At 75.1% G+C, this 13,892-nt stretch carries 14 protein-coding genes; 9 read left to right on the forward strand and 5 right to left on the reverse strand.

The annotated features are described in order from the left end of the window. The coding region (locus tag ACGFZ2_RS24025; protein WP_393457072.1) for an AAA family ATPase at nucleotides 1-657 on the forward strand (657 nt) is incomplete at its 5' end. A gap of 834 nt (nucleotides 658-1,491) precedes the next feature. After that, nucleotides 1,492-2,139, forward strand: a complete 648-nt coding sequence (locus tag ACGFZ2_RS24030; protein WP_393457075.1) for a C39 family peptidase — start codon at nucleotides 1,492-1,494, stop codon at nucleotides 2,137-2,139. A gap of 49 nt (nucleotides 2,140-2,188) precedes the next feature. On the opposite strand, the gene ACGFZ2_RS24035 is transcribed toward ACGFZ2_RS24030, so the two are convergent. Further along, a complete protein-coding gene (locus ACGFZ2_RS24035) occupies nucleotides 2,189-3,100 on the reverse strand; it encodes an A/G-specific adenine glycosylase (protein WP_393457078.1) in 912 nt (303 codons plus the stop codon). 140 nt (nucleotides 3,101-3,240) lie between these two features. On the opposite strand from ACGFZ2_RS24035, the gene ACGFZ2_RS24040 reads away from it, so the two are divergent. From ACGFZ2_RS24040 to ACGFZ2_RS24050, 3 genes are all read left to right on the forward strand, one after another. After that, entirely contained in the window at nucleotides 3,241-3,753 is a 513-nt protein-coding gene (locus ACGFZ2_RS24040; RefSeq protein ID WP_350686636.1) for an ACT domain-containing protein, read from the forward strand. Further along, nucleotides 3,750-4,334 (forward strand): peptide deformylase, encoded by a 585-nt coding sequence (locus tag ACGFZ2_RS24045; protein ID WP_357463450.1) that lies wholly within the window; start codon nucleotides 3,750-3,752, stop codon nucleotides 4,332-4,334. The genes ACGFZ2_RS24040 and ACGFZ2_RS24045 overlap by 4 nt, the downstream gene beginning before the upstream one ends. Before the next feature lie 137 nt (nucleotides 4,335-4,471). Then, nucleotides 4,472-5,197 (forward strand): hypothetical protein, encoded by a 726-nt coding sequence (locus tag ACGFZ2_RS24050; protein WP_393264472.1) that lies wholly within the window; start codon nucleotides 4,472-4,474, stop codon nucleotides 5,195-5,197. Nucleotides 5,198-5,219: 22 nt separating this feature from the next. Here the strand turns inward: ACGFZ2_RS24050 and disA are convergent, their stop codons facing one another. The 4 genes from disA to ACGFZ2_RS24070 form a co-directional block, all read right to left on the reverse strand. Next, nucleotides 5,220-6,401: a DNA integrity scanning diadenylate cyclase DisA gene (gene disA / locus ACGFZ2_RS24055; RefSeq protein ID WP_393264474.1), complete on the reverse strand. Its 1,182-nt coding sequence runs from the start codon at nucleotides 6,399-6,401 to the stop codon at nucleotides 5,220-5,222. 143 nt (nucleotides 6,402-6,544) lie between these two features. Beyond that, a complete protein-coding gene (radA, locus tag ACGFZ2_RS24060) occupies nucleotides 6,545-7,993 on the reverse strand; it encodes a DNA repair protein RadA (RefSeq protein WP_350706725.1) in 1,449 nt (482 codons plus the stop codon). Between the two features lie 90 nt (nucleotides 7,994-8,083). Beyond that, nucleotides 8,084-8,827 carry a hypothetical protein gene (locus ACGFZ2_RS24065; protein ID WP_393457081.1) on the reverse strand — a complete coding sequence of 248 codons (744 nt, stop codon included), beginning with the start codon at nucleotides 8,825-8,827 and terminating at the stop codon, nucleotides 8,084-8,086. 139 nt (nucleotides 8,828-8,966) lie between these two features. Further along, a complete protein-coding gene (locus ACGFZ2_RS24070) occupies nucleotides 8,967-9,806 on the reverse strand; it encodes a UbiA family prenyltransferase (protein ID WP_393457084.1) in 840 nt (279 codons plus the stop codon). Nucleotides 9,807-9,851: 45 nt separating this feature from the next. Here ACGFZ2_RS24070 and ACGFZ2_RS24075 point away from each other — a divergent pair, with 45 nt between their 5' ends. The 4 genes from ACGFZ2_RS24075 (at nucleotide 9,852) to ACGFZ2_RS24090 (ending at nucleotide 13,878) form a co-directional block, all read left to right on the forward strand. Next, nucleotides 9,852-10,697, forward strand: a complete 846-nt coding sequence (locus ACGFZ2_RS24075; RefSeq protein ID WP_393457087.1) for a methyltransferase domain-containing protein — start codon at nucleotides 9,852-9,854, stop codon at nucleotides 10,695-10,697. A 43-nt stretch (nucleotides 10,698-10,740) separates the two neighbouring features. Further along, complete coding sequence (locus ACGFZ2_RS24080; RefSeq protein WP_393457090.1) at nucleotides 10,741-11,907, forward strand: acyl-CoA dehydrogenase family protein; 1,167 nt, start codon at nucleotides 10,741-10,743, stop codon at nucleotides 11,905-11,907. A gap of 103 nt (nucleotides 11,908-12,010) precedes the next feature. Continuing rightward, nucleotides 12,011-13,060, forward strand: coding sequence for a type III polyketide synthase (locus tag ACGFZ2_RS24085; protein WP_393457093.1), 1,050 nt, complete (start codon nucleotides 12,011-12,013; stop codon nucleotides 13,058-13,060). Between the two features lie 38 nt (nucleotides 13,061-13,098). Continuing rightward, nucleotides 13,099-13,878: a hypothetical protein gene (locus ACGFZ2_RS24090; RefSeq protein ID WP_393457096.1), complete on the forward strand. Its 780-nt coding sequence runs from the start codon at nucleotides 13,099-13,101 to the stop codon at nucleotides 13,876-13,878. Nucleotides 13,879-13,892 lie beyond the last annotated feature (14 nt).

A 13,892-nucleotide genomic window follows, 5' to 3' on the forward strand; every position in this document is an offset into this window, starting at 1 on the left:
AAGGCCCACCCGGACGTGTTCAACACGCTGCTGCAGATCCTGGAGGATGGTCGGCTCACCGATGGTCAGGGTCGGATCGTGGACTTCAAGAACACAGTCATCATCCTGACCACGAACCTGGGTACGCGGGATGTGGCGAAGGCGGTGTCGCTGGGCTTCCAGGCGTCGGAGGACTCGGAGTCGAACTACGACCGGATGAAGCAGAAGGTCAACGACGAGCTGAAGCAGCACTTCCGGCCGGAGTTCCTGAACCGGATCGATGACACGATCGTGTTCCACCAGCTGCGGGAGAACGAGATCCTCCAGATCGTGGACATCATGATCGCGCGGATCGAGACCCAGTTGCGGAACAAGGACATGGGTCTGGAGCTGACCGACAACGCCAAGAAGTACCTGGCGAAGAAGGGCTTCGACCCGGTCCTGGGCGCGCGGCCGCTGCGCCGCACGATCCAGCGCGACATCGAGGACAACCTGTCCGAGCGGATCCTGTTCAACGAACTGACCCCCGGCCAGATCGTCGTCGTCGACTGCGAAGGCGACCCCAGCAACATCGACAAGTCCAAGCTCGTCTTCAAGGGTGCGGACCGGCCGGCCGAGGTGCCGGACGCGGTCCCGGCCGACCTCGGCGGCACCGCCGCCGCAGGGGCGGACGAGTAAGGCAAACCGCGCAAAGGCGACGGCCCGGTGGCACCAGCCACCGGGCCGTCGCCTTTCCGTGTCGCTGTCGAGCCGATGTCGCAAAAGGTCCAGCTCGGGGTGCCGCTGCACCGAGGCCGGCGGCATGGCGGCACTTACACCCCGGCTGCATGGTCGGGCCGCAACGCGGGCGCGTGGCTGCACCGAGGCCGGCGGCACGGCGGCGCTCACACCCCCGTAGTCCCTGTCGAGCTGCCCTCACAGATGGGGCACACAACAGGGCAGTCGCAGGCGACCGAGCCCACCAACGTCGATCAGGCCGGGGCCGCGGCGCCGATGTGACGAGCGGTCCTACAGACGGGGCAGCTCGACAGGGCCCACGGCACCCGACCCTCCGGACCTGTCGAGGCGGGTGTGGCCCGCTGTGCCGGCACAGGGACCAAACCTGACACCGGACCCACAGATGCCCTGAACCAGGGATGCCCGACTGGTCGGCAGATGGCCCGCCTGGGGTGTGTGTCCGGTTCAGTGCAGGGCCGCGGGTCCGGCGCGGGGTGTCGTGTCCGGTTGGTGGTGGACTGCGGTGGCGGGGGCCACCACCCCGCCGGGCATGGGCCGGGGGGCCGGGGCGTTGTACCCACCGTGAGCGCGTGACCCCGAGCCGCTTCGACGGCTCGACGGTTCGGGGCGACGGCCGGAATGCCGGCCGGACCCACGTCGTTACATCCCCCCGGGACCGCGCCCCCCGAACACCAGGGCGCGCACCCCCTCTTCTGGCTTGACCTTTCCTTACCCGTGGCGCACCCACCCCCCTTCCGGGTGTGCCGCGCACCCCCGATCGAAAGGTGCTTCGTCATGCGTACCGATCTGTTCCGTAAGGCTGCCCTGACCGCTGCTGGCCTCGCCTTCACCGGCGGCGCCATCGCCGGCCCCGTCACCGCCGCCCACGCCGCCCCCACCACCGACACCAAGCCCGCCACCCAGAACCACAAGAACAGCGAGCGGGAACTCGGCGTGCGCTACGAGGCCCAGCCGAACTTCTACTACTGCGGCCCCGCCGCCACCCGCAACGCCCTCAGCGTGCAGGGCAAGGACATCAACGTCGACGCCATGGCCAAGGAGATGGGCACCACCGAAGCCGGCACCAACTCCATCAACGACATCACCCCCGTCCTGAACAAGGAAACCGGCAAGAACGCCTACCACAGCGTCGAGATCGCCACCCCCAAGGCCGACGACAAGCAGACCGACACCCTGCGCACCGACGTCGTGAAGGCCGTCGACGACGGCCGCGCCGTGGTGGCCAACATCGCCGGCACCGCCACCGACACCGACGGCGGCACCCACTCCTTCGAGGGCGGCCACTACATCAGCGTCGTCGGCTACCGCGACAACGGCCAGACGGTGAAGATCGCCGACTCCGCCGACCCCGCCCAGGCCTCCTACTGGATCACCACCGAGGCCCTCGCCGACTGGATCGCCACCCGCGGCTACGCCGCCTGATCCCACCACCAACGACAAGGGCCGGCCCCGAACGGGGCCGGCCCTCTCGTCATGCCCCGAGGCGCACGCCGGGGACCGGTGGGCCGTCGCCGACGAGGCGGAACGACGATTCGCCCACCGGCTCCACGAGGCCGTCCCGCACCAGCCCGGTGAGCGCCCGGGCCCGCTGCACGTCGTCGGCCCACACCTGGTCGAGACGCTGGTGCGGCACCGGGCCGGTCGCCTCCCGGAGCACGCCGAGGAGCAGCCCGCGCACCTGGCGGTCCGTGCCGGCGTACCGCTGGGGGCGTCGGCTCGGGCCGGCGGGGGCCTCCTGGCCGGACGCCCGCCAGGCGCAGACCGCCTCGACGGGGCAGCTTCCGCAGCGGGGTGAGCGGGCGGTGCAGATCACCGCACCCAGCTCCATGAAGGCCGCGCTGGCCAGCGCGGCGGCGGCCGGCTCGACGGGCAGCAGTTCCTCGGTGGCCACCAGATCGGCCGGACGGGTGGCCGGGCCGGCATCCGGCTCGCCGGCGATCGCCCGGCAGACCACCCGCCGTACGTTGGTGTCGACCACCGGGTGCCGCTGACCGTACGCGAACGCGGCCACCGCCCGGGCCGTGTACGTCCCGACGCCCGGCAGGGCCAGCAACTGGTCCAGCCGGTCCGGGACCTGACCGCCGTGCCGCTCGACGATCGCGACGGCGCAGTCCCGCAGCCGTACCGCCCGGCGGGGGTAGCCGAGCCGTCCCCACATCCGGATCGCCTCCGCCGGGCTGTCCGCCGCGAGCGCGGCCGGGTCGGGCCAGCGGTCCAGCCACGCCGCCCAGGCGGGCAGCACCCGCACGACGGGCGTCTGCTGCAGCATGACCTCGCTGACCAGGATCGCCCACGGGGTGACGTCGGGCTTCCGCCACGGCAGGTCGCGGGCGTTCTCCTCGTACCACCGGCTGACCAGGGTGGCGAAAGTGGGCTCAGACATCGCGCCGCCGATGATGTCACGCGCCGCGCCCCCGACGCGGCGCGGGCGGCGGGCTCGCGGCTCGGCCGTGCCGTCCCGCTGGCTGGGCGACCTGGGCGGGGCGCTGCGGCGGCGCGCGGCGGATCGGGCAGAATGCCCGGATGAACGAGCTCGCGATCACCGTCATCGGCCGGGACCGGCCGGGCATCGTGGCCGACGTCGCCGAGGTGCTCGCCCGGCTCGGCGCGAACCTCACCGACAGCACGATGACCCGGCTGCGGGGGCACTTCGCGATGACCCTGGTCTGCGTGGGCCCGGCCGCCGCCGACGTCGAGGCCGCGCTCGCGCCGCTCTCCGCCGACGGCCAGCTGCTGGCGACCGTACGCGAGGTCACCCCCGACGGCGAGACGGCTCCGGCCGGCGAGCCGTACGTGATGGCGGTGCACGGCGCGGACCGGATGGGCATCGTCGCGGCGATGACCCGCGTGCTCGCCGACGCCGGCGGCAACGTCACCGACCTGAGCACCCGGCTGACCGGGTCGCTCTACGTGGTGGTCGCCGAGGTGGACCTGCCGCCCGGCACGGCCGACGAGGTGGCCGGCCGGCTCGCGTCGACCGCCGCCGACCTGGGTGTCGGGGTGACTCTCCGCCCGGCCGACCCGGATCTGCTGTGACCGGCGACGAGCGCGCCCCGGAGAGCGAGGCGTACGCCGGCCTCGGCGACTGGACCCCGGAGTCCCTGGACGCGCCGGGGGAGGTGCGGCCGGTGGTGTCCGCCCCCGACCAGGTGCTCAGCCGGCACGGCGGCGAGGTCGACCCGACGGCCGAGGAGACCGTACGCCTGGCGGCCGACCTGGTCGCCACCATGCGGGTGTCGCCGGGCTGCGTCGGGCTGGCCGCCCCGCAGATCGGCGTGGGCGCGCAGGTCTTCGCGGTCGACGTGACCGGCCATCCGAAGGCGGTCACCGTGCACGGCACCTTCGTGCTGTGCAACGCCCGGGTCGTCGAGGCGAGCCGGTGGAAGGTGGCCCGGGAGGGGTGCATGTCGGTGCCCGACCTCACCGGCGACGTGAAGCGGGCCAGCCGGCTGGTGGTGGAGGGCGTGCTGCCCGGCAGCGGCAAGCCCGTACGGCTGGTGACCGACGGGTTCGAGGCGCGGGCCCTGCAGCACGAGATCGACCACTGTGCGGGTCTGCTCTTCCTGGACCGGGTTGCCGGCGCCCACGCCATCTACCAGCGCAAGGTGTATCTCTGACCCGCGCCCCTGGGTCGCCGGCGGGACACCGTCGGTGGACATGACCGTCGCATGTGGAAGGTGGGAACGGTGAGCTGCGGACACCTCGGCGCGTCGCGCCGGGCTGCCGAGCCCCGCGCCGCTACGGTGGGGGCATCATGCGTCTGACGGTCGGCCCCCTGCCACCCGCCGTTTACTGGCGGCGTCGCGCCGTCGTGCTCGGGGCGGGGCTTCTCTTCCTGATTGTCCTGCTCTATTCGTGCACCGGTTCGGACCGGAAGGCCGACAACAGCGGCGACGCGCAGCCCGCGTCGGGCGCGACGTCGCCCGGTGCGACACCGGGACCCACCGGCCCGGTGCTCAGCCCGCAGACCGGCGGGCCCTCGCCGGGCGCGTCGGGCGACCCGGGCGCCGCCGACCCGTCGGGCGGCCCGACCACCACCGACACGCCGCCGGCGGCGCCGGTCGTGCCGGCCGCCGGCGACGGCGCCTGCACGGACGCCGAGATCACCGTGACGCCGGTGGCCCTGCCCGCGTCGGTGGTCCGCGGGGCCGTGGTGGACCTCCAGCTGAAGGTGAAGAACCGGTCCGAGCGCACGTGCAGCCGCGACGTCGGCGCCGACGAGCAGGAGCTGTTCATCAAGTCGGGGGCCGAGAAGATCTGGTCGTCCGACACCTGCGGCACCGGCAAGGGCTCCGACGTGCAGTCCTTCACGCCGGGCTTCGAGCGCTCCTACCAGGTGGGCTGGAACGGCCGCGACAGCAGCAAGTGCGCCAACGGGGTGGCGGCGGGCCCGAACCCGCCCGCCGGGACGTACCAGGTCTTCGCCCGGGTGGGCACCAAGCTCAGCGAGCCGGTGAAGCTCACCGTAACCGACGGCTGAGCGGCCGGCCGAGCGGCCCGGGTCAGACGTAGCGCTCCAGGATGGACGCCTCGGCGAGCCGGGACAGCCCCTCCCGGACGCCGCGGGCGCGGGCGTCGCCGACCCCCTCCACGGCCTGGAGATCCTCCACCGTGGCGCCGAGCAGGCGCTGGAGGCTGCCGAAGTGCACGACGAGGCGGTCGACCACGGCCGCCGGCAGCCGGGGCACCTTGGCGAGCAGCCGGAAGCCGCGCGGGCTGACCGCCGCGTCCAGCGCGTCGGAGGCGGCCGGGTAGCCGATCGCCTTGGCGACGGAGACCAGGTCGATCAGCTCGGTCGCGCCGAGCAGGTCCAGCTCGACCAGCGCCTCGTCGAGGGTGCGGGACTTCCGGCCGGCCGGGAGGTAGTCCCGGATGACCAGGGTGCGGTCGGCATCGACCCCGGCCATCAGCTCGTCGAGCTGGAGGGCCAGCAGGCGGCCGTCGGTGCCCAGCTCCACCACGTAGCCCGCGATCTCGTCGGCGATCCGGCGGACCATCTCCAGCCGCTGCACCACCGCGACCGCGTCCCGTACGGTGACCAGGTCCTCGATCTCCAACGCGGAGAGGGTCCCGGAGACCTCGTCCAGCCGGAGCTTGTAGCGCTCCAGCGTGGCGAGCGCCTGGTTGGCGCGGGACAGGATCGCCGCCGAGTCGTCCAGCACGTGCCGCTGGCCGTTCACGTAGAGGCTGATGATCCGCATGGACTGGCTCACCGAGATCACCGGGTAGCCGGTCTGCCGGGCGACCCGCTCGGCGGTGCGGTGCCGGGTGCCGGACTCCTCGGTGGGGATGCTCGGGTCGGGCATCAGATGCACGGCCGCCCGGACGATGCGGGTGCCGTCGCTGGAGAGCACGACCGCGCCGTCCATCTTGCACAGCTCGCGGACGCGGGTGGCGGAGAACTCGACGTCGAGCGGGAACCCGCCGGTGCAGAGCCCCTCGACGACCTTGTCGTAGCCTAGGACGATCAGCGCGCCCGTGCGGCCGCGCAGGATCCGCTCGAGGCCGTCGCGCAGCGCCGTGCCCGGGGCCATCAGTGCCAGGTTGGCCCGCAGCGGGTCACCGGCACCCCCGCCGCCACCGGTCACGCTCACGCTGATCGGGCGGGCGGGCGAGCCCACGGCGCCGGTGCGGGCGTGGGGCGTCGCGCCGGCAGGCTTGGTGGTATCGCGGTCGATCGGCACGGGCACAGTCTACGGACTGCCCTGCGGTGGGTGCTGTCGTGGTTACTGTGATGTGTCGCGATGCCCCACGTCGCCCGGACCGGGGGCCGGCGGCCCGGCTGCCCGGTATCGCCCCGGCGGTCCCGTCGCCCGGCCATCGCCGCTCACTCCGCCGACGCGCGGGCGACGGCCTGGAGCGCCGAGCGCACGTCGGTGACCTCGATCACGCGCATCCCCCCGGGGGTCACGCCGGTGCTCTCGGGCCCGCACCCGGTCGGCACCAGCGCGAGCCGGAACCCGAGCCGCGCCGCCTCGGCCAGCCGGCGCGGCACCGCGCCGACCCGGCGCACCTCGCCGGTGAGCCCGACCTCGCCGATCGCCACCAGGTGGGGCGCGATGGCGAGGTTGAGCCCGCCCGAGGCGACGGCCAGGGCGACCGCCAGGTCGGCCGCCGGCTCCACCACCCGGATGCCGCCGACGGTGGCCGCGAAGACCTCCCGGTCGTGCAGGGTCAGCCGCTCGGTGCGGCGCTGAAGCACGGCCAGCACCATCGCGAGCCGGGCCGAGTCGAGCCCGGAGACGGTGCGCCGGGGCGACCCGGCCACCGTCGCGCCGATCAGGGCCTGCACCTCGGTTACCAGCGCCCGGCGGCCCTCCATCGCCACCGTGACGCAGGTGCCCGGGACCGGCTCCGCGTAGCGGGTCAGGAACAGCCCGGACGGGTCGGCCAAGCTGCTGATGCCGCCCTCGTGCATCTCGAAGCAGCCCACCTCGTCGGCGGCGCCGAAGCGGTTCTTCACGCCGCGCACCATGCGCAGGGAGGAGTGCTTGTCGCCCTCGAAGTGCAGCACCACGTCGACCAGGTGCTCCAGCACCCGGGGGCCGGCGACCTGGCCGTCCTTGGTGACGTGGCCGACCAGCACGGTGGCGATGCCGCGCTCCTTGGCGACCGCGACCAGCGCGGCGGTGACCGCCCGCACCTGGGTCACCCCGCCCGACACGCCCTCGGCGCCGGTGGTGGAGATGGTCTGCACCGAGTCGAGCACCAGCAGGCCCGGCTTGACCGCGTCGAGGTGGCCGAGCACCGCGGCGAGGTCGCTCTCGGCGGCGAGGTAGAGCTGGTCGTGCAGGGTGCCCATCCGCTCGGCGCGCAGCCGGACCTGGCTGACCGACTCCTCGCCGCTGACCACCAGCGACGGGCTGCCGGCCCCGGCGGCCCACTGCTGGGCCACGTCGAGCAGCAGGGTGGACTTGCCGACGCCCGGCTCGCCGGCGAGCAGCACCACCGCGCCGGGGACCAGGCCGCCGCCGAGCACCCGGTCGAGCTCGCTGACCCCGGTGGGCCGGGCCCGCGCCGGGGCGGCGCTGATGGTGGCGATCGGCCGGGCCGGCTCGGCCGGCATCCGCGAGCTGACCACCTTGCCGGAGACGGTCGGGCCGGTGACGGTGCATTCGACCACCGAGCCCCACTCGCCGCACTCGGGGCAGCGCCCGACCCACTTGGGCGGCTGGTGCCCGCAGGCGTCGCACTCGTAGGCCGGTCGGGGCTCGCGGCTGGACGCCCGGCCGCGCCCGCCGGCGGCGCGCGGGGACGTCGATCGGGAGGTGGTCACATGGGGACGTTAGTCCCCGCGTACGACGAAGACACCGCCGGCGTGGTGGTCACCACGCCGACGGTGTCGTCGGAAACAGCGGGCGGAGGGTCAGTGGCCGCCGCCCTCGTTCTCGTCGTAGCCGCCCAAACGCTCGACGATCTGCGACGGGGGCGCGGCCGGGGTGAGCGGCACGGCGACCGGCGCCGGGCCGGTGACCGTGTTGCCGTTGCCGAAGTCGAAGGTCAGGATGACGTTCTGCCCGGAGCGCAGCGCCTCGTTCAGGCCGATGAGCTGGAGGACGCGGTCGGCCTCGGTGTTGAGCTGCACGTAGCTCAGCGGCGGGATCTCGATCCGGGCCGGCTGGCCGGCGGGCGAGGCCGGGCTCGCCGGGGCCGACGGGCTCTCCGGGGCGCCGGGGCTGACCGACTCCGACGGGCTCTCCGAGGCGCCCGGGCTGGCCGACACCGACTCCGACGGGGTGGGCGACGGGGACTCGGACGGCGACGCCGACGGGCTGGCCGCGGCCCCCTTACCGGCGATCACGACCTCGCGGGCGCTGTCGGTGGTCACGGTCACGGTGACCGGTTCCTTCGAGTCGTTGTAGATCACGGCGTTGAGGACGGCGTTGGCGCCCGCCTTGTAGCCCTCGACGCCCGGGAACTCGACCAGCAGGCCACGGACCGCGTAGTCGCCGTTGCGGGCGGAAAGGTTGACGCCCTGGACCGACGGCTCCTTGTTGGCGGTCTCGGCGATCTGGCCGGCGCCGCAGCCGGACAGCAGCAGCCCGGTCGCCGCGGCCAGCCCGGACAGCAGCAGGGCCGCCCGCCGGGAACCCCTGATCGAGCGCGTCACGTCGGTCCTCCTCGTCACGATCCCACCCGGTGCTCACGCCGGGCACGGTGGCCATGCCCGCGCAGACCGCGCTCCAGGGTAGTTGGGCCTGATCCGCCCCCGCACGCCGACCCGGGAATGCCACTCCCCGGGGCGGACCTCAGACCAGCCGCCCGTTCGTGACCAGCAGGACGACGTCGATGAGGGCGATCAACATGACGGCCCGGAACGCGGCCACGGGCCGACCTCCGGCCCGGGCGGCGCCGCGCCCGCCGTACCAGCTCAGGGGCGGCACCACGACGGCGGCGGCGACCGCGGCCACGCCGACGCCCGACGGCCGCCCCGGTGGCCCGAGGACCAGGGTGGCGGTCGCCGCGAGCAGCAGGCCGGCGGCGGCGGCGCGGCTGCCGGTCGGGCCGAGCCGGTGCGGCAGCCCGCGGACCCCCGTCCGGGCGTCGTCGGCCAGGTCGGGCAGGACGTTGGCGAAGTGCGCCCCGGCGCCCAGGCAGGCCGCGGCGGCGACCAGCCAGACCGGCGGGGCCGGCGCCCCGGGCAGCGCCAGCACGACGAAGGCGGGCAGCGACCCGAACGACACCGCGTAGGGCAGCACCGACACCGGGGTCGACTTCAGCGGCCAGTCGTAGAGCAGCGCGGAGACCAGCGCGACGGTGACGCAGAGCGCGGCGGCCGGGCCCGTGGCCAGCGCCAGCGCCGGGGTGGCGAGCGCGGCCACCGCCGCGGCCACGGCCGTGGTGCGCCGGCCCACCGCGCCGGTGGCGACCGGTTTGTCGGTACGCCCCACCGTGGCGTCCCGGTCCGCGTCGAGCGCGTCGTTGGCCCAGCCGACGGCGAGTTGGCTGGCCGCCACGGTGAGCGCCACGGCCAGGACGCCGGCCGGCCGGTGCCCGGCGCCCCAGGCGAGCAGCCCGGCCACGGTGGTGACCGCGGCGGCCGGCTCCGGGTGGCTCGCCCTGACCAGCCCTAGCACCGTTGACGACATGAGGAAAGTCTGGTCGTTACCGGGCAGTCGTGCCACGCTCGGTCCATGCGAGACGCGGGCCGCACCCTGCCGCGCAACGATCCGCGCCAGTACGACGACCTGGCCGGCGAGTGGTGGCGTCCGGACGGCGCGTTCGCGATGCTGCACTGGTTGGCCGAGGCGCGTGCCGCACTCGTGCCGCCGGCGTCCCGTCCCGGCGCCCTCCTGGTCGACCTCGGCTGCGGCGCAGGGCTGCTCGCCCCGCACCTGGCGGGCAAGGGCTACCGGCACGTCGGCGTCGACCTCACCCGGTCGGCCCTGGCACAGGCAGCCGCGCACGGGGTGACCGCCGTCAACGGCGACGTCACCGCCGTCCCGCTGGCCGACGGCTGCGCCGACGTGGTCGCCGCGGGCGAGATCCTGGAGCACGTGCCGGACTGGCGGCGGGCGGTGGCCGAGGCGTGCCGGCTGCTCCGCCCTGGTGGCCTGCTCGTGCTGGACACGCTGAACGACACGGCGCTGAGCCGGCTGCTGGCCGTCCGGATCGCCGAGCGGCTGCCGACCGTGCCGAGGGGCATCCACGACCCACGGTTGTTCGTGGACGCCCGGGCGCTCGTCGCCGAGTGCGCCCGGCACGGCGTCCGGCTACGGCTGCGGGGGATCCGGCCGGGCGTGCCCGGGCTGCTCGGCTGGCTGGCCCGCCGGGTCCGGGCCGCCGGTCGTGCCCACCGTGCCGACGCCGACCGTCCGGGCGCGACCGCCGCCGACCGGCCCGCCGCGCCCGCCGCCGTCCACCCGGGCGGCACTGTGGTCGGTCGTCCGCGGCCGACGGTGGCCGGCGCGGCGCCCCGGATCGTGCCGACCTGGTCGACCGCCGTGCTCTACCAGGGGCGGGGCAGGCGGAGCGGATAGCGGAACGGGTCCCTGGGTAGGACAGGGCCGAGGAGGGGGCTGTATGACGCTGCACGCGCTGGAGGCGGCTCGCCGCCTGGCACCGAGGCTGGCCGCCCGGGCGGCCGAGCACGACCGCGACGGCTCGTTCCCGGTCGAGGACTTCCGGGATCTGCGCGAGGCCGGGCTGTTCGGCCTGATGGTCCCCACCGAGCTGGGCGGAGCGGGCGCCACCTTTGCGGAGTACGCGGCGGTCGCCACCGAGCTGGCCCGGGGCAACGGGGCGACGGCCCTGGTGTTCAACATGCACGCCTCGGTCACCGGTGCCCTCGGCGCGGTGACCGAGGAACTGGCCGAGGCGCTCGGCGTGCCGGACGGGGCGCTGGCCGCCCGGGACCGGCTCCTCACCGCCGCCGCCCAGGGCTCCTGGTACGCGGTGGCGATGAGCGAGCGCGGCGCCGGCGCGCGGCTGTCCCAGCTCAGCACCGTCTACGAGCCGGTCGACGGCGGATACCACCTCAAGGGCAGCAAGACGTTCTGCTCCGGGGCGGGGCACGCCGACGGCTACCTGGTGGCCGCCCGCAGCGCCGCCGACCAGTCGGTGGTCTCTCAGTTCCTGGTGCCGGCCGGGGACGGGCTGACCGTCGAGCCCACGTGGGACTCGCTCGGCATGCGGGCGACCTCCTCGCACGACCTGCACCTGGACGTGACCGTGCCGGCCGACCGGCTGCTCGGCGGCGTGGAGGGCCTGGCCCTGGTGGTCGCCCAGCTCATGCCGCACTGGCTGGTGGCCAGCTACGCCGCCGTCTACGTCGGGGTGGCCCGGGCGGCGGTCGACGCGGCGGCCGAGCACCTGAACGCCCGCAACCTCGCCGGCCTGCCGGCCGTCCGGTCCCGCCTCGGCCGGGCCGACGCCGCCGTGGCGGCCGCCCACCTGGTGGTCGCCGAGGCCGCCCGGCGGGTGGACGAGGCGCCGGGGGACGCGGAGACCAACCGCTGGGTGTGGCGGGCCAAGCTGCTCGCCGGCACGACCGCCGCCGATGTGGCGGCGTCCGTGCTGGAGGCGGCCGGCACCTCCGCCACCCGGCGGGGGCATCCGCTGGAGCGGCTCTACCGGGATGCCCGCTGCGGCTCGCTGCACCCGGCCACCTCGGACGTCTGCGCCGACTGGCTGGGCATCGCCGCGTTGGGCGGCGACCCGGACCGCGACGGATCGGTCCCTCGTTGGTGAGCGTGGGAGGTCCGTCGGGGCGGCGGACGGAGCGGCCCCCGGCACGGGGGACGGCGGCGGGGCGGGCCGCCCGCTGCGCAGGGCCGGACGAGAGGTGGGCATCGTGGCCGTACCGGTGATCGCGGGGCTGGGGACGGCACACCCTCCGTCGGCGGCGCAGGACGAGTTGTGGGACGGCTTCTTCTCGAAGCACTTCGCCGGCAGCACGCGGGCGCTGGCGCAGCGGATCTTCGCCCACTCGGGGGTCACCCGCCGCCAGGCCGCGGTCAACCCGCTGCTGGAGGACGTCTCCGACTGGCCGACGGAGCGGCGGATGCGCCGCTACCAGGTCGAGGCGCTGCCGTTGGGCAAGGAGGCGGTGGGCCGGGCGCTGACGGCCGCCGGCCTGGCCGCGGGGGACGTCGGGCTCTTCGTGGTCTGTTCGTGCACCGGGTACGCCACCCCGGGGCTCGACATCCTGCTCGCCCGTGACCTGGGCATGGCCCCGGACACGCAGCGCATGTTCGTCGGCCACATGGGCTGCTACGCGGCCCTGCCCGGGCTGGGCGCGGCGAGCGACTTCGTGACCGCCCGCGGCCGGCCGGCGCTGCTGCTCTGCGCGGAGCTGACCAGCCTGCACATCCAGCCGTCCAGCGCCCGGGTGGACACCCAGCAGATCGTCTCCCACGCGCTCTTCTCGGACGCCGCGGTCGCCACCGTGGTCGTCCCCGGGGGCCGGGGGTACGCCCTGCGCGAGGTCACCTCGGTCACGGACACCTCCACCGCCGACCACATGACCTGGGACGTCACCGACACCGGCTTCCGGATGGGGCTGTCGCCGAAGGTGCCGCAGGTGCTCTCCCGGCACGTCCGGGACCTGGTCAACGACCTGCTGGCCCGGCACGGCGCGACGCTGTCCGGGGTGGACGGCTGGGCGGTGCACCCGGGCGGCCCGCGCATCCTCAACGTCGTCGAGCGGGAGCTGGCCCTGCCGCCGGAGGGGCTGGCGGCGTCCCGGGCGACGCTGGCCGAGCACGGCAACTGCTCGTCGCCGACGGTGCTGCTGATCCTCGACCGGCTGCGCCGGGCCGCGTCGCCGCCGCGGCGGGTGGTGATGCTGGCGTTCGGGCCGGGCCTGACCCTCTACGCCGCGCTTCTCGAACGGCAGGACTGACAGCGACGCCGCGGGCGCGCCGAGGTTACCCTCTGGTAATGGACGCGGAGGCGGCAGACCGGCCGTGGACAGAGGCGGATGGCCCGCGCGCCGGGGCGGTCCGGGAACCCGCGGCGGCCGGCGACCGGCTGCGCGCGGCGGTGCTGGCCGGGTCGGCCCTGACGGCTCTGGTCGCCGGGGGCTGGTGGTGGCAGACCAGCGCGCCGGTCACCGGTCCGACGGCCGGCGCGCCGGCCCCGTCCGCGCAGAGCCGGTACGTGCCCGGCAACGGTGACGCCATCGTCTCCTCGATGGTGACCGTCGACGGTGAGGGGGGCGTCTCCGTCTGGGCCCTGCCCGGCGACCGCGACGGCGGAGCCACCGTCCAGGTCGATCCACGCACCGGTGCCGCGTTCCGGGTCGATCCGCGCACCGGTGCCGCGTTCCGGGTCGACCCGCGCACCGGCGCCGCGTTCCGGGTCGACTCCGGCGGGCGGGCCGGCGTCCGGGTCGATCCCGAGGCGCCTCGGCTCGGCCGCCTTCCGAACACGATCTGGCGGGAGCGGGCGACGCTCGGCCGGGAGAACGGTCGGGTGGTCAAGCAGGCCGCCGGTGAGGCCGCCACCCGCTTCCTGCTCGAGTACCGCTGCACGGGGCCGGGGGAGCTGCTGGTCGTGCTCGAGCGGGTCAGGGCCGCCGTCCCCGTCCCGACGGTCGGGTGCGACGGGTCGGTGGTGTCGATCGAGCTGACCGCCGCGGGCGGGCCGTTCCGGGTCTCGCTGTCGACCGCCGACGCCGAACCGCTCCGCGTGGACGCGCAGCTGGTCGGCCTGCCCTGACCGCCGGTGCCCCG

Source organism: Micromonospora sp. NPDC048063, assembly GCF_043202855.1.
Classification (GTDB): domain Bacteria; phylum Actinomycetota; class Actinomycetes; order Mycobacteriales; family Micromonosporaceae; genus Micromonospora.